The organism is Pseudomonas sp. R84, from assembly GCF_009834515.1.
In the GTDB taxonomy this organism is placed as follows: Bacteria; Pseudomonadota; Gammaproteobacteria; order Pseudomonadales; family Pseudomonadaceae; genus Aquipseudomonas.
This window is the reverse complement of sequence record NZ_CP019426.1, coordinates 6,209,766-6,223,767: the sequence shown is the minus strand read 5'-3', so window position 1 is coordinate 6,223,767 and position 14,002 is coordinate 6,209,766. Positions and strand designations below refer to the sequence as shown.

At 59.3% G+C, this 14,002-nt stretch carries 15 protein-coding genes and 1 pseudogene; 11 read left to right on the top strand and 5 right to left on the bottom strand.

The features are described 5' to 3' along the window. Nucleotides 1–42: 42 nt before the first annotated feature. Nucleotides 43–621, bottom strand: coding sequence for a DUF6436 domain-containing protein (locus PspR84_RS27655; protein WP_160059809.1), 579 nt, complete (start codon nt 619–621; stop codon nt 43–45). A 99-nt stretch (nt 622–720) separates the two neighbouring features. On the opposite strand from PspR84_RS27655, the gene PspR84_RS27650 reads away from it, so the two are divergent. Beyond that, entirely contained in the window at nt 721–1,668 is a 948-nt protein-coding gene (locus PspR84_RS27650) for an alpha/beta hydrolase (protein WP_160059808.1), read from the top strand. 146 nt (nt 1,669–1,814) lie between these two features. Here PspR84_RS27650 and PspR84_RS27645 read toward each other — a convergent pair whose 3' ends face one another. Next, nucleotides 1,815–2,546 (bottom strand): DUF2059 domain-containing protein, encoded by a 732-nt coding sequence (locus tag PspR84_RS27645; RefSeq protein WP_160059807.1) that lies wholly within the window; start codon nt 2,544–2,546, stop codon nt 1,815–1,817. A 108-nt stretch (nt 2,547–2,654) separates the two neighbouring features. Between PspR84_RS27645 and PspR84_RS27640 the strand changes: the two genes are divergently transcribed. Both PspR84_RS27640 and PspR84_RS27635 read left to right on the top strand, forming a co-directional pair. Beyond that, on the top strand, nt 2,655–3,287 hold the full coding sequence (locus PspR84_RS27640) for a 2OG-Fe(II) oxygenase (protein ID WP_160059806.1): 633 nt from the start codon (nt 2,655–2,657) through the stop codon (nt 3,285–3,287). 1 nt (nt 3,288) lies between these two features. Then, complete coding sequence (locus PspR84_RS27635) at nt 3,289–3,774, top strand: DUF523 domain-containing protein (RefSeq protein ID WP_160059805.1); 486 nt, start codon at nt 3,289–3,291, stop codon at nt 3,772–3,774. A gap of 208 nt (nt 3,775–3,982) precedes the next feature. Here the strand turns inward: PspR84_RS27635 and PspR84_RS27630 are convergent, their stop codons facing one another. Beyond that, a complete protein-coding gene (locus PspR84_RS27630) occupies nt 3,983–4,546 on the bottom strand; it encodes a transporter substrate-binding domain-containing protein (protein WP_160059804.1) in 564 nt (187 codons plus the stop codon). A 135-nt stretch (nt 4,547–4,681) separates the two neighbouring features. Between PspR84_RS27630 and PspR84_RS27625 the strand changes: the two genes are divergently transcribed. Continuing rightward, nucleotides 4,682–5,107 carry a DUF4399 domain-containing protein gene (locus PspR84_RS27625; RefSeq protein ID WP_160059803.1) on the top strand — a complete coding sequence of 142 codons (426 nt, stop codon included), beginning with the start codon at nt 4,682–4,684 and terminating at the stop codon, nt 5,105–5,107. Between the two features lie 62 nt (nt 5,108–5,169). On the opposite strand, the gene serA is transcribed toward PspR84_RS27625, so the two are convergent. Further along, on the bottom strand, nt 5,170–6,399 hold the full coding sequence (serA, locus tag PspR84_RS27620; protein WP_095121592.1) for a phosphoglycerate dehydrogenase: 1,230 nt from the start codon (nt 6,397–6,399) through the stop codon (nt 5,170–5,172). Nucleotides 6,400–6,603: 204 nt separating this feature from the next. Here serA and PspR84_RS27615 point away from each other — a divergent pair, with 204 nt between their 5' ends. The 5 genes and pseudogenes from PspR84_RS27615 (at nt 6,604) to PspR84_RS27600 (ending at nt 11,004) form a co-directional block, all read left to right on the top strand. Next, nucleotides 6,604–7,998 (top strand): FAD-binding oxidoreductase, encoded by a 1,395-nt coding sequence (locus PspR84_RS27615; protein ID WP_160059802.1) that lies wholly within the window; start codon nt 6,604–6,606, stop codon nt 7,996–7,998. Between the two features lie 41 nt (nt 7,999–8,039). Further along, complete coding sequence (locus PspR84_RS27610; RefSeq protein WP_053124802.1) at nt 8,040–8,705, top strand: fumarylacetoacetate hydrolase family protein; 666 nt, start codon at nt 8,040–8,042, stop codon at nt 8,703–8,705. Further along, a pseudogene (locus tag PspR84_RS29745) lies at nt 8,702–8,812 on the top strand (metal ABC transporter ATP-binding protein); the annotation flags it as partial. The gene PspR84_RS27610 and the pseudogene PspR84_RS29745, both read left to right, overlap by 4 nt. 155 nt (nt 8,813–8,967) lie before the next feature. After that, nucleotides 8,968–9,891 carry an SdiA-regulated domain-containing protein gene (locus tag PspR84_RS27605; RefSeq protein ID WP_160059801.1) on the top strand — a complete coding sequence of 308 codons (924 nt, stop codon included), beginning with the start codon at nt 8,968–8,970 and terminating at the stop codon, nt 9,889–9,891. Nucleotides 9,892–10,086: 195 nt separating this feature from the next. Beyond that, the gene (locus PspR84_RS27600) at nt 10,087–11,004 is read left to right on the top strand and encodes an SdiA-regulated domain-containing protein (RefSeq protein ID WP_160059800.1); all 918 of its coding nucleotides are present in this window, start codon (nt 10,087–10,089) and stop codon (nt 11,002–11,004) included. Nucleotides 11,005–11,150: 146 nt separating this feature from the next. On the opposite strand, the gene rpiA is transcribed toward PspR84_RS27600, so the two are convergent. Continuing rightward, complete coding sequence (gene rpiA / locus PspR84_RS27595; RefSeq protein WP_160059799.1) at nt 11,151–11,825, bottom strand: ribose-5-phosphate isomerase RpiA; 675 nt, start codon at nt 11,823–11,825, stop codon at nt 11,151–11,153. A 147-nt stretch (nt 11,826–11,972) separates the two neighbouring features. Between rpiA and ilvA the strand changes: the two genes are divergently transcribed. Together ilvA and PspR84_RS27585 are read left to right on the top strand one after the other, a co-directional pair. Continuing rightward, entirely contained in the window at nt 11,973–13,487 is a 1,515-nt protein-coding gene (gene ilvA, locus PspR84_RS27590) for a threonine ammonia-lyase, biosynthetic (protein ID WP_160059798.1), read from the top strand. Between the two features lie 40 nt (nt 13,488–13,527). Then, nucleotides 13,528–13,941, top strand: a complete 414-nt coding sequence (locus PspR84_RS27585; RefSeq protein WP_093429794.1) for a DUF2269 family protein — start codon at nt 13,528–13,530, stop codon at nt 13,939–13,941. Nucleotides 13,942–14,002: the final 61 nt, after the last annotated feature.

Sequence of the window (14,002 nt, the reverse complement as noted above, 5' to 3'; positions counted from 1 at the left end):
TTCTGTGCCGTGCAGCGCTGTCCTTGAAAAGTCCGGAATGCCTTACGGCGTTTCCACCGGCCACGGGCAGTAACAACCGACCGCCAGGGTGTGCGTGGCATTGACCGGGCGATTTTCTGTCAGGGCATTCAAAATCGGTTCGATAAAGCTGTTGCTGGAGTTGCAGGTCAGGCCTTCGCTGTACGGGCCGAAGTACGCCAGTTTGCCGCTGCGGTCCCAGATCGCCACGGCCGGGCTGGCGGGCACCTGTTCGGAACCGGGCAATATCGTGATGGTTTTCAGGCTGCTGAGGGTCGCGGGCAACTGGCCGTGGCTGCCAGCCTTCTGCACGGCGAAGAACTCAACGCCTTTGGCGCCGAACTGCTCGACCATCTCGGTCAGATGCTGTTGGTTGCCGACATTGCACGGGCAAGCCGGGTCCCAGAAATGCACCAGGCGGATCTTGCCGGGACCGGCGAGATTGTCCGGCAGGCGCAGCGGATCACCGGAAAATACCGCCGTGTGTTCGCTGAACGCACGCAGATAACGCCCCTGAAACCAGTCATACGCCGCCCACAGCACCCCGGCGCAAATCAGCGCGAGCAGGCTGGCAAACAGTGCGGTGCGGTAGGGCGAGCGCATGGTTTTCGATCCTCGAAAGGTCGGCTAGCTTGCCATGTCTGTCACTACAGATGAATATCGCAGGCCGATAAAGTCTGTTTACCGCTTTGGAATTCCTGCATGCCTGCCACTTTCGATCCCGATCAAATCCGCGCCAGCCTCAAGCCATTGGCCGAATGGCAGCCGTTGTCGGACGAAGCGAAGGCGTACCAGCAATTTTATAAAACCGATTTTCCCCATCGCGATGTCTGGCGTGGCATGGGCCGTTTCGACGTCGACGGTTATGAGCTGGTCAGCCATTGCTGGTGGCCGGAGAAGGTCAAGGCGACACTGTTTCTGCTGCACGGTTATTACGATCACGTCGGGCTCTACCGGCATGTGATCGAGTGGGCGCTGGATCAGGATTTTGCGGTGATCGCCTGCGACTTGCCGGGCCATGGCTTGTCGAGCGGGCCGCGCGCGAGCATTCGCGATTTCTCTGAATACCAGGACACCCTGCAAGCGCTGTTCGCCGAAGCGCAGTCAATTTCCTTGCCGCAGCCGTGGCATCTGTGCGGACAAAGCACCGGCGGGGCGATTGTGGTTGATCACCTGCTCAACCATGGCGAAAACAGCCCGGCGCAAGGCCAGGTGATTTTGATGGCGCCGCTGGTTCGGCCGCGAGCGTGGGGCTGGTCGCAGCTGAGTTATTACCTGCTCAGACCTTTCGTCAGAGGTGTCGCGCGACGTTTCAGCGAGAACTCCAACGATCCGGATTTCCTACCGTTTCTGCAGGCTGATCCGTTGCAGCCACGACGCCTGCCGACGAAGTGGGTTGGGGCGTTGTCGCGTTGGATCATTCGCGTCGAACACGCGAAAAAAAGTCCGCGACGGCCGCTGATCATTCAGGGGCAGGCGGACATGACCGTCGACTGGCAGCACAATTTGCAGGTATTGAAATGGAAGTTTGATCGACCGCAAATCTTGCTGCTGGCCGAGGCGCGGCATCATCTGGCGAATGAGACGGTGGAGATGCGTGAGGAGTATTTCGAATTTCTGAGCAAGCGGATCAGGGGGCGGAATCTTTAGCGTCTGTGAGGGCCTCTTCGCGAGCAGGCTCGCTCCCACATTGGATCTTCAGTGGACACAAAATTTGTGAACATCCCGAATCCCATGTGGGAGCGAGCCGGCTCCGGGCGGCGTTCCGACGAAGGCGGCCGGTCAGGCGCTGAAGATCATTGCCCGACCGCAAGTCCTGCGCGAATCGCTGCCAACGCCGCCTGGTAATACGCCTTACCCTCAGCCGACTCGGCAAACGTCGCGAACTCTTCGAGCTCTTCATCCGACAGATCGCGATACACGTAAAGCAACGTGTTGTTCATGTCCGCGCCAATCTGATCCATCAAGCGCTGGCGCTGACCATTGAGCATGCCTTGCGCCTGACCACCACCGAGCAGCCCAGGGATCATCGAACTCAAGCTGTCCGCCGCCACACCAGCAATCGCCAGGCTCACTTCGGCGCCGGCTTCACGGGCCGGCAAGGCTTGGGCGAGGTGGCCGATGATCAGCAGGCGGCTGTCGTTGACCTGCATCTTCGGCAGGCCCTTGGCGTTTTTCGCCAGTTGATCGCGGCGGGTCGCGAGCAATTCAGCCGCGACAATTTTCTTGCCCAGCGGCGATTGAAAAAAGGTCAGCGCCGGTTTCGGGTCGGCAAGCTTCTGCCGCAGTTGCGCTTCGGCGCGTTGATCGACGGCCTGCGGGGCAAAGCGCTGATTGCTGTTGTTCACCAGCGCCTGAAATACGGCGGGCGGTAGGCTGTTCTGATAGCGCTGCTGTGCGGCGCTCAGGGCGTCATTGAAATGCGCACGTTGATCTGGCCAGCCGGCGACCTTGTACAACTGATCGTGGCCGTCCGCCCAGGCGGGCAACACGCAGAACATCAACAGTGAAAAAAGCAAACGGCGCATAGGGACTCCTGTCAGCAGCGGACTATTCTCCGTGCGGTGCCGGTACTTGTCGAGAATTCGTATCAAGCCGCCGCGTGGCTCTGTCGGATTTCTTGCCGCCGACATACTATGCGCGGCATGCAAATATCCTCTGAACACCCACTGCTGTTACGCATTGTCGATGACCTGGCCGACCACGGCTGGTCGCAGCAGAACATTTTCCTGCCCGCCGGTTTGACCCGCGAGCTGGCGGCCGAGTGCCGTAAACGTGAGGCCGAAGGTGAACTGGCGCCGGCGGCGGTGGGGCGTGGGCCGTTTTCGGAGATACGCGAGGGGATTCGTGGCGACCACATTCAGTGGATCGATCCCGGTCAGGCCGAGGCCAGCGACCGCTATCTGAACCTGATGGAGAGCCTGCGCGGGGCGCTCAACCGTGGCCTGTTTCTTGGTCTTGAGGACTTTGAGTGCCATTTCGCGCTGTATCCGCCGGGTGCGTTCTATCGCAAGCACGTCGACCGTTTTCGCGACGACGACAAGCGCATGGTGTCGGTGGTGGTTTACCTCAATGATGCATGGCTGCCGGAAGATGGCGGTCAGTTGCGCATGTACCTGAACGAGGAGCGCGTGCATGACGTGCAGCCTACTGGCGGGTGTCTGGTGGTGTTTCTCTCCGGCGAAGTACCCCACGAAGTGCTGCCGGCGCACCGCGAGCGCTTGTCGCTGACCGGTTGGTTCCGCCGCCGTGGCAACGAGCCGTTCTGAGATGGACAGGATTCTGGTCAGTCGCTGCCTGCTGGGGCATCGCGTACGTTATGACGGTGGTGCGAGCGGGCCGTTTGATCTGCTTGAGCAGTGGATTGCCGAAGGGCGGGTGGTGCCGTTGTGTCCGGAGATCGCGGGCGGTTTGCCGACGCCACGGGCGGCGGCGGAGATTCCGGGCGGGCAGGGTGGTGAAGTGCTGGATGGCGTCGCGGCGGTGATCACCACTGAGGGCGAGGATGTCAGTGCGCAGTTTCTCGATGGTGCGCGGCAGGCGCTGGCGCTGGTGCAGAAGCACGGGATTCGCGTGGCGGTGCTGAAGGCCAACAGTCCTTCTTGCGGGAATCTGCTGACGTATGACGGGACGTTCAGTGGCGTGAAGGTGAGTGGCGAAGGGGTGACGGCCGCGTTGCTCAAGCGCCATGGTGTGCAGGTTTTCAGTGAACTGGAATTGCCGCAGGCCGCGCTGGCACTGGCTGCTTTGGACTGATCCGCAATCGTTACCCTCACCCCAGCCCTCCCGAAACGTCGGACCGCCCGTAGGGAGAGGGGGCCGACCGAGGTGTCTGGCGCTATTCATCGACTTGAAAGACCTTGTCGATTATGGATTCGGCAAAGTAGGTTCAGGTCGGCGTACCTCTAAAGCATCCCCAGATCAGTCCCCTCTACCTCTGGGAGAGGGCTAGGGTGAGGGGCTTTTAAGGCTTCAACCACTTCTCGGTCAACGCCGCCAAACGCCCATCCGCCTTGATCCGCTCCATCGCGCTCGCAAGACTGGCCTGAAACGCCGGATTACCCTTCTGAAACGGAATCGCCAACTCCACCGGCTCTGCCGCTTTCGGCTTCTCTTCAGTCAATGCCTGCACCAGCACCATCGGCCGTGGCTGCTCATCCTTCTTCGCTAACAACTGCGAATCGACCTTGCCGTAAGACTCGCTGAAGTCGAAACGATCCTTGAGTTCGGGTGTCAGTGCTATGTGGTTGAGGGCGACGTCGTACTTGCCGCTTTCAACGCCCTGGAGCAGATCGGCCTCATCGGTGACGATGAAGTCGGCGCGTACATCCAGCTCCTTGGCGAGCAGTTGCCCAAGCTCGACCTCGAACCCCGTGAGTGTGTCGCCTTCCTTGAAATTGAAGGGCGGTGTATTAGCCTCAAGGGCAATACGCAGCTCGCCACGGTCGTTGATGTCATCAATCAGTTCGGCGTGAGCCAAAGGGCTCAAAAGGGGTAGCAGGCAGATCAGGCCAGGCAGAAAACGCATGGTCACTCCTTTGAAATCATTATCGCGACGCTCTGATTCAGGCTCGCTTTGCTATGGTTGTCGAGTGCCTTCGACAACGAATGGTCATGAAGTTGTCATGACCGTGCGGATTTTACGGAAAAACTGGAGAAGAAAATGAAAAGCTTTATGTCACGTGCAGCGTTCGCGGGTGTGCTGATGGGCGTTTCGGTGCTGGCCAGTGCCGCCACACCGGCCCCCAAAGGCGCCGAAGTGTTCATCGTTTCTCCCGAGGACGGGGCCACGGTTTCGCAGACCTTTACCGTCAAGTTCGGTACCAAGAACGTCGCACTGGCACCGGCCGGTGACGTCACCAAGAACACCGGTCACCATCACCTGCTGATCGACGCCAAGGAAATTGTTCCTGCCGGTTCGGTCGTCCCTACCGATGCCAACCATATGCACTTCGGCAAGGCGCAGACCCAGGCTGACATCAAGCTCGCCCCGGGCAAACACACCTTGCAGCTGGAACTTGGCGACAGCGGTCACATGGCATTCGATCCGCCAATCGTTTCGAAGAAAATCACCGTCAACGTCGAATAACCTTTTCGCCGTGTATGAAAAAGGGAGCCCGAAGGCTCCCTTTTTTGTCGCTCAGCGTTTGATCAGAACAACACGCGGCTACGGATAGTGCCGTTGACGTGTTGCAGCTTCTCTTGCGCCAGCTCCGAGTACTCGGCGTCGACGTCGATCACCACGTAGCCCACCTTCTCGTTGGTCTGCAGGAACTGACCGGAGATGTTGATGCCGTTTTCGGCGAAGACCTTGTTGATCTCGCTCATCACACCCGGGATGTTCTCGTGGATGTGCAGCAGGCGGTGCTTGCCAGGGTGAGCCGGCAGGGCCACTTCCGGGAAGTTCACCGACGAAACGGAGGTGCCGTTGTCGCTGTACTTGACCAGTTTCTCTGCCACTTCCAGACCGATGTTGGCTTGCGCTTCGGCGGTCGAACCACCGATGTGCGGAGTCAGGATCACGTTGTCGAGGCCACGTAGCGGGCTTTCGAACTCTTCGTCGTTGGAGCGTGGCTCCACCGGGAATACGTCGATGGCCGCGCCGATCAGGTGCTTGTCCTTGATCGCGTCCGCCAGGGCGTCCAGTTCAACCACGGTGCCGCGCGCGGCGTTGATCAGGATGCCGCCCTTCTTGATGGCGCGGATTTCCTTCTCGCCGATCATCCACTGGGTCGCAGCGGTTTCCGGAACGTGCAGGGTGACGATGTCGGACATGCCCAGCAGTTCGGTCAGGCTGCCGATCTGCGTAGCGTTGCCCAGTGGCAGCTTGGTCACGGTGTCGTAGAAGTACACCTGCATGCCCAAGCCCTCAGCCAGAACCGACAGCTGCGTACCGATCGAGCCGTAGCCGACGATGCCGAGTTTCTTGCCACGGATCTCGAAGGAGTTGGCTGCGGACTTGATCCAGCCGCCACGGTGGCAGGAAGCGTTTTTCTCCGGGATGCCGCGCAGCAGCAGGATCGCTTCGGCCAGCACCAGCTCGGCAACGGAGCGGGTGTTGGAGTACGGCGCGTTGAACACGGCAATACCGCGCTCACGGGCAGCACTCAGGTCAACCTGGTTGGTGCCGATGCAGAAACAGCCGACCGCAACCAGCTTCTTCGCGTGATCGAAGATCTCTTCGGTCAGTTGGGTGCGCGAACGAATGCCGATGAAGTGAGCGTCAGCGATCTTTTCCTTGAGCTGGGCTTCCGGCAAGGAACCTGTCAGGTATTCGATGCTGGTGTAGCCCGCCGCCTTGAGGACGTCGACAGCCGATTGGTGGACGCCTTCGAGAAGAAGGAACTTGATCTTGCTCTTATCGAGAGAAGTCTTGCTCATCTGCGTAAACCTGTATCCCGGAGAAAAATGGCAGGAAATGGTCAACAGACGCTGACCCGGACGACAAGAAAGTCGTCTCCGCGGATCTGGCCTTGGGCACTGTCCTGCGGGGTCGATATGCTAGCATAGCCTCCCCGCTAAACACTCATTCCTGCGACGTGAAGCGTTCTCAGGATGACCATGAATTGTTCGAGAGTTCTGTCGATGACCAGTCCTGCCCTGATTGATGAACTGAAGACCCTGGTCGAGCCTGGCAAGGTCCTGACCGACGCCGACTCCCTGAATGCGTACGGCAAGGACTGGACCAAGCACTTCGCCCCGGCGCCCAGCGCCATCGTGTTTCCCAAAACCATTGAGCAGGTGCAAGCCGTTGTCCGTTGGGCCAATGAACACAAGGTCGCGCTGGTGCCGTCGGGCGGGCGCACCGGACTTTCAGCCGCCGCAGTGGCCGCCAATGGCGAAGTGGTCGTGTCGTTCGACTACATGAATCAGATTCTCGACGTGAACCTCACCGACCGCACCGCCGTTTGTCAGCCGGGCGTGGTCACCGAACATTTGCAGAACGTCGCCGAAGAAAAAGGCCTGTATTACCCGGTCGATTTCGCTTCGGCAGGTTCCAGCCAGATTGGCGGCAACATCGGCACCAATGCCGGCGGGATCAAGGTGATTCGCTACGGCATGACCCGCAACTGGGTGGCCGGCATGAAAGTCGTCACCGGCAAGGGCGACGTACTCGAACTGAACAAAGACCTGATCAAGAACGCCACGGGTTACGACCTGCGCCAGCTGTTCATCGGCGCTGAAGGCACGCTGGGTTTCGTCGTCGAAGCGACTATGCGCCTCGATCGTGCGCCGAAAAACCTCACCGCGATGGTCCTTGGCACCGCCGATTTCGACTCGATCATGCCGGTGCTGCACGCTTTCCAGGGCAAGCTCGACTTGACCGCGTTTGAATTCTTCTCCGACAAAGCCCTGGCCAAGGTCATCGGCCGTGGTGACGTGCCGGCACCTTTCGAAACCGACTGCCCGTTCTACGCGCTGCTGGAATTTGAAGCGACTACTGAAGAAGTGGCCAACAGCGCACTGGAAACCTTCGAGCATTGCGTCGAGCAGGGCTGGGTGCTGGACGGCGTGATGAGCCAGAGCGAAACCCAACTGCACAATCTGTGGAAACTGCGCGAGTACATCTCCGAAACCATCTCGCACTGGACGCCATACAAGAACGACATCTCGGTCACGGTTTCGAAAGTGCCGGCGTTCCTCAAGGAAATCGATGCGATCGTCGGTGAACACTACCCCGACTTCGAAATCGTCTGGTTCGGCCACATCGGCGACGGCAACCTGCACCTGAACATCCTCAAACCGGATAACTTGAGCAAGGACGAGTTCTTCGCCAAGTGCGCGACCGTCAACAAGTGGGTGTTCGAAACCGTCGAGAAGTACAACGGCTCGATTTCCGCCGAACACGGCGTGGGAATGACCAAGCGCGATTACTTGACCTACAGCCGTTCGCCGGTTGAGATCGAGTACATGAAAGCGGTGAAAGCGGTGTTCGACCCGAACGGCATCATGAACCCGGGCAAGATTTTTGCGGTTTGATCGGCAATCTTTGATGAATCAATGAAGGCAGGAGTCGGTAAATGAGCTATCAGCACCAGTACGTCGACGGCACGCGCATCCACTTCCCGATCGGGAAAGTCGTGTGCATTGGCCGCAATTACGCCGAACACGCCAAGGAACTGGACAACCCGGTACCTACCGAGCCGTTGCTGTTCATCAAGCCGGGCAGTTGCGTGGTTGAGCTGGAAGGCGGTTTCGCCATTCCGACCGAGCGCGGTTCGGTGCACTACGAAGCGGAAATCGCCGTGTTGATCGGCAAGCCGTTGTCGACCAAGCCGAGCCGTGAAGAAGTCCTCGACGCAATCTCCGGTTTCGCCCCGGCGCTGGACCTGACCCTGCGCGACAAGCAGGCCGAGCTGAAAGCCAAGGGGCTGCCGTGGGAAATCGCCAAGTCGTTCGACGGCGCGGCGGTGATCGCCCCGTTCGTGGTCGGCAGCACCTTCGCTGACCTGACTGACATCGGCATTCGCCTGACCATCAACGGCGAAGTGCGTCAGGACGGCAACAGCAGCGCGATGCTCAACCCGATCGTGCCGATGATCCAGCACATGGCCGGCTGCTTCTCGCTGCAGGCCGGTGACGTGATCCTCACCGGTACGCCAGTCGGCGTTGGCCCGCTGAACGTCGGCGATGACATCGTCCTCGAACTGGTCGGCGCGAGCAGCTTCAACAGCAGCGTGCGCTGATCGCCACACTGAAATCTCCTGTGGGAGCGAGCCTGCTCGCGAAGGCGCCAGGTCAGTCGACATCATCGTTGCCTGACACTCCGTCTTCGCGAGCAGGCTCGCTCCCACATTTGTTATGTGATCCACCTTGCAAACGTGCAGGGCAATCCCGCCATTTGCCGTTTTTTTCACATCCTGTACGGATAATTCCTCTCATTCTGGCGTCTGAGCCGGCCTCTTTGTGCTATTACCCTTAGCCTGAATTTTCGGAACGCGTCCCTCGATGTCATCTCAAACTCAGCTCAAACCCACTCGCCGTTCACGTTTTGCCCTGCGTTGGTATGTCTGGCTAGTGCTGGTGATTGCCGCTGCTTACGCTTTGGCGTTTGCCATGCATTGGGATGATCGCGGTGTGCTTTGGCTGCAGGAGCGCTTCGAAAGCCAGGCCGAGCAGAAAGACAGCATCTGGCTGCCGGACTATCGGGTGGTGATTGACGCCAAACCGCTGAAGGATATGGAAAAGGACGAAGCCTCGGATCTGTCGTACAACCCGCAGACCAAAACGCTGTTTTCAGTGATGGGTAAAAACCCGTTTCTCGCCGAGCTGACTCTGCAGGGCGATGTGCTGCGCAAAATGCCGCTGGTGGGCTGGAGCAATCCGGAAGGCCTGACCGTCATGGAAAACGGCTTGATGGCGATTGTCGATGAGCGCCAGCACATGCTGTCGATCGTCAAGGTCGACGCCGATACCCGCGAATTGAACATCGCCGATTTCCCGAAATACGACCTCGGCCCGTCGAAAGACCAGAATAAAGCCTTCGAAGCCATTACCTGGGATTCCCACAATCAGCAATTGCTACTCGGTGAGGAGCGTCCACCGGCGTTGTTCACCTGGAAAAGCGATGGCAGCCAGACCCTCAAGGGCGACAAGCAGAAACTCGCCAGTGATGAACTGGATATTCGCAACCTCTCGGCCTTGGCGATTGACCCGCGCACTCAGCACACACTGGTGCTGTCCGCCGATTCGCACCTGCTGCTGGAGCTGGACGAGAAGGGCGAGCAAGTCAGCTTCATGACCCTGCTGGGTGGCTTCAATGGCCTGAAAAACACCATTCCCCGCGCCGAAGGCGTGACCATGGACGAGGCCGGCACGCTGTACATGGTCAGCGAGCCGAACCTGTTCTATCGCTTCGAAAAACAGCAATAACAGCCTTTACCGATTCCAATGTAGGAGTTGCCGAAGGCTGCGATCTCTTGATCTTCTGAACCGCAACATCAAAAGATCGCAGCCTTCGGCAGCTCCTACATCGACTCTCTTGTAGTTGCGGGCAAGTGGCCATTAAGCTTCAGTTCAGACGGGCGTGATATTTCATCCGCCTGTTTTGATCCCGAGCCCGCCCGAATGCGTCGACTTGCCCGTCCCAAACCTCTGATGATTATCCTGTCGGTGATTGCCCTGATCGCATTGATCGCGCTCGGCCAATACATGCGCCTGTTTGAACGCGCCTGGTTCAACCTGCACACGCTGTGGCAACCGCAAAGTAGCGAGTCGATTGGCTTGGATCAGTATCGCGTCGAGATTGAAGCGCGAGTGATTGACGGGCTGGACGACGATGTTTCGGCGCTGACCTTCGATCCGGTGCGCAAAAGCCTGTTCACCGTGACCAACAAGAATTCCGAACTGGTCGAGCTGTCGCTCGAAGGCAAGATCCTGCGGCGCATCGCGCTGATCGGATTTGGCGATCCGGAAGCCGTCGAGTACATCAGCGCCGATACCTATGTGATCACTGATGAGCGTCAGCAGCGGTTGATCAAGATTCACCTGGAGGCAGACACCACATTCCTCGACGCGGCGGACGCCGAGCAGATGACCCTCGGCGTGCATATGGCCAGCAACAAAGGTTTTGAAGGCCTGGCGTATGACTCGGTAGGCAAGCGCTTGTTTGTTGCGAAGGAACGTAACCCGATGCTGATCTACGAAGTGCACGGTTTCCCGCATTTCAATCCGGAAAAGTCCTACGCGGTGCATGTGATCAACGATCCCAAGCGTGACGCCGGGATGTTTGTGCGCGATCTGTCGAGCCTGCAATACGACGAGCGCAGCGGTCATTTATTGGCGCTGTCGGATGAGTCACGGCTGATTCTGGAACTGGATGTCGGTGGACGACCGTTGAGCACGATGTCCATCAGTGGCGGTCGGCAGGGTTTGAAGAAGACCGTGCCGCAGGCGGAAGGCATCGCGATGGATGATGATGGGACGTTGTATCTGGTGAGTGAGCCGAACCTGTTCTACGTCTTCAAAAAACCAGCACAGCCCTGACCAACACCACAAAACACTGTGGGAGCGAGCCTGCTCGCGAAGGCGTCGTGTCAGCCAATGAAAATGTTGGCTGAACTGGCGCTTTCGCGAGCAGGCTCGCTCCCACAGGTTTATTCGTCTACCCATAAATTTCGGGCAGTCTGGGCTTACTCAGCCTTGAGGGTTTTCACACCTTCGCTAGTACCCAGCAACAACAGGTCTGCCGGACGCGCCGCGAACAAGCCATTGGTGACCACGCCGACGATCGCATTTATCTGCGCTTCCAGCTCCATCGGGTTGGTGATCTGCAGGTTGAACACATCCAGAATGATGTTGCCATTGTCGGTCAGCACGCCTTCGCGATAAACCGGGTCACCGCCCAGTTTCACCAACTGACGGGCGACGTGGCTGCGCGCCATCGGGATCACTTCGACTGGCAGCGGGAACTCGCCCAGCACCGGCACCAGTTTGCTGGCGTCGGCGATGCAGATGAAGGTCTTGGCCACGGCGGCAACGATCTTCTCGCGGGTCAGTGCGGCGCCGCCGCCCTTGATCAGGTTCAGGTGTGCGTCGCTTTCGTCGGCGCCGTCGACGTAGAACTCCAGGTCGCTGACAGTGTTCAGCTCATACACCGGAATCCCGTGGTCCTTGAGGCGCGCGGCAGTGGCTTCGGAGCTGGCGACGGCGCCATCGAACGCACCCTTGTGCTGGGCCAAAGCATCGATGAAGCAGTTGGCGGTGGAGCCGGTGCCGACCCCGACGATGCTCTTGTCGTCGAGTTTCGGAAGGATGAAGTCGACGGCGGCCTGAGCCACTGCCTGTTTGAGTTGATCCTGGGTCATGCGGGCTCCGGAAGCGGGCAAGGTGAGAACGGAAAGGCCGGCATTATAGCCGCAAGCGCGGCTAAAACCTCTGGATTCGTGTGGTCGTGCGGGCAAAAGCCGGGTTAGACTCCTCGGTCCCGCTCAACCGCTCAGTGATGCTTTCCGATGCTCGAACAGTACGTCAAAAAGATCCTCACCTCGCGCGTTTATGACGTTGCCGTAGAAACCCCGCTGCAGAACGCTCGCCAGCTCTCCGAGCGGCTGGGCAATGACATTTGGCTCAAGCGTGAAGACTTGCAGCCGGTGTTCTCGTTCAAGATTCGCGGCGCCTACAACAAGCTGACGCAACTGAGCGATGAAGAGCGCGCCCGTGGCGTAGTCACCGCGTCGGCGGGCAACCACGCGCAAGGTCTGGCCCTGGCGGCGAAAGTGCTGGGCGTCAAAGCCACCATCGTCATGCCCAAGACCACCCCCGAGATCAAAGTCGAAGGCGTGCGTTCGCGCGGCGGCAAAGTGGTGCTGCACGGTGATTCGTTCCCGGAAGCGTTGGCCTACTCGCTGAAACTGGTTGATGAAAAAGGCTACGTCTATATCCACCCGTACGACGATCCGCACACCATCGCCGGGCAGGGCACCGTGGCGATGGAAATTCTGCGCCAGCACCCGCAGCCGCTGGACGCGATCTTCGTGCCGGTCGGTGGCGGCGGCCTGATCGCCGGTATCGCCGCGTACGTCAAATACCTGCGTCCGGACATCAAAGTCATCGGCGTCGAGCCGGACGATTCCAACTGCCTGCAAGCGGCGATGGCCGCCGGTGAGCGCGTGGTGTTGCCGACCGTGGGCATCTTCGCCGATGGCGTCGCGGTGGCGCAGATTGGCCAGCACACCTTCGATATCTGCAAAGACTACGTCGACGAAGTGATCACCGTCAGCACTGACGAAATCTGTGCGGCGATCAAGGATATCTACGACGATACCCGCTCGATCACCGAACCTGCCGGCGCATTGGGCGTGGCCGGGATCAAGAAGTACGTCGAGTTGCGCGGCGTCAGTGGCCAGACTTTCGTCGCCATCGACTCCGGCGCCAACGTCAATTTTGACCGCTTGCGCCACGTCGCCGAGCGCGCCGAACTGGGTGAAGGCCGCGAAGCGATCATCGCCGTGACCATCCCCGAGAAGGCCGGCAGCTTCAAAAATTTCTGCGAGGCCATCGGCAAGCGTCAGATCACCGAATTCAATTACCGCTACAACACCGGCAGCGAAGCGCACATCTTTGTTGGCGTGCAGACTCACCCGGAAAACGACCCGCGCAGCGCACTGCTGGCGAGTCTGACCGAGCAGGGTTTCCCAGTTGTCGACCTGACCGACAACGAGCTGGCCAAGCTGCACATCCGCCACATGGTCGGCGGGCACGCCGCGCATGTGATTGATGAAGTGGTGTTCCGCTTCGAATTCCCGGAGCGTCCGGGCGCGCTGTTCAACTTCCTTAATAAGCTCGGTGGGCGCTGGAACATTTCGATGTTCCACTACCGTAACCATGGCGCCGCTGACGGTCGCGTGGTCGCGGGCCTGCAGGTGCCGCACGACGAGCGTCATCTGGTGCCGGCGGCGCTTGAGGAGATCGGTTACCCGTACTGGGATGAAAGCGAGAACCCGGCCTATCAGCTGTTTCTTGGCTGAGCGGCTACGCTGATGGGCATGGCCCAAGGAAGAGAATTACATGGAAACCCTGACCACCCTGAAAGTCCTTCACGTCGCGGCGACCGTGGTCATACTCGCGAGCGGGCTGGGGCTTGCCGCCCTGACCTGGCGTAATCGCAGCGAAGGGCCGGCCAGCACGATGCAGCGTCCCTGGCTGTTTATCTGGTGTTTGATGCTGATCGGTATGCTTAGCATGCCTTTCACCGGCTGGTGGCTGGTGCACCTGATTGGCTGGCCATTGGGGCAGTTGTGGATTCTGGGGTCCAGCGTGATTTATGCCGTGGCCACGTTGAGTGCAGTGTGGTTGTTGGTGCGGCTTAATCGGCTGTGGACAACGGGGGTTGGCAACTGGAAATTCAATCTGGCCCTGGCGATTGTCAGCGGCGTCGGGTTTCTCGCCATTGCCGGGTTGATGGGGGCCAAGCCTGTTTAAGGCTTGAGACCGTGTCGACCCCATTCGCGAGCAGGCTCGCTCCCACAGGGGATTTGTGAGC

What these genes read in the sequence shown, in the direction of transcription:
- PspR84_RS27600 (WP_160059800.1), top strand. Translation starts at nt 10,087, where the DNA reads ATGCGTCGACTTGCCCGTCCCAAACCTCTGATGATTATCCTGTCGGTG.
- serA (WP_095121592.1), bottom strand. Translation starts at nt 6,399, where the DNA reads ATGAGCAAGACTTCTCTCGATAAGAGCAAGATCAAGTTCCTTCTTCTC.
- PspR84_RS27635 (WP_160059805.1), top strand. Translation starts at nt 3,289, where the DNA reads ATGGACAGGATTCTGGTCAGTCGCTGCCTGCTGGGGCATCGCGTACGT.
- PspR84_RS27655 (WP_160059809.1), bottom strand. Translation starts at nt 621, where the DNA reads ATGCGCTCGCCCTACCGCACCGCACTGTTTGCCAGCCTGCTCGCGCTG.
- PspR84_RS27610 (WP_053124802.1), top strand. Translation starts at nt 8,040, where the DNA reads ATGAGCTATCAGCACCAGTACGTCGACGGCACGCGCATCCACTTCCCG.
- PspR84_RS27615 (WP_160059802.1), top strand. Translation starts at nt 6,604, where the DNA reads ATGACCAGTCCTGCCCTGATTGATGAACTGAAGACCCTGGTCGAGCCT.
- PspR84_RS27625 (WP_160059803.1), top strand. Translation starts at nt 4,682, where the DNA reads ATGAAAAGCTTTATGTCACGTGCAGCGTTCGCGGGTGTGCTGATGGGC.
- PspR84_RS27650 (WP_160059808.1), top strand. Translation starts at nt 721, where the DNA reads ATGCCTGCCACTTTCGATCCCGATCAAATCCGCGCCAGCCTCAAGCCA.
- PspR84_RS27640 (WP_160059806.1), top strand. Translation starts at nt 2,655, where the DNA reads ATGCGCGGCATGCAAATATCCTCTGAACACCCACTGCTGTTACGCATT.
- PspR84_RS27605 (WP_160059801.1), top strand. Translation starts at nt 8,968, where the DNA reads ATGTCATCTCAAACTCAGCTCAAACCCACTCGCCGTTCACGTTTTGCC.
- ilvA (WP_160059798.1), top strand. Translation starts at nt 11,973, where the DNA reads ATGCTCGAACAGTACGTCAAAAAGATCCTCACCTCGCGCGTTTATGAC.
- PspR84_RS27630 (WP_160059804.1), bottom strand. Translation starts at nt 4,546, where the DNA reads ATGCGTTTTCTGCCTGGCCTGATCTGCCTGCTACCCCTTTTGAGCCCT.
- rpiA (WP_160059799.1), bottom strand. Translation starts at nt 11,825, where the DNA reads ATGACCCAGGATCAACTCAAACAGGCAGTGGCTCAGGCCGCCGTCGAC.
- PspR84_RS27585 (WP_093429794.1), top strand. Translation starts at nt 13,528, where the DNA reads ATGGAAACCCTGACCACCCTGAAAGTCCTTCACGTCGCGGCGACCGTG.
- PspR84_RS27645 (WP_160059807.1), bottom strand. Translation starts at nt 2,546, where the DNA reads ATGCGCCGTTTGCTTTTTTCACTGTTGATGTTCTGCGTGTTGCCCGCC.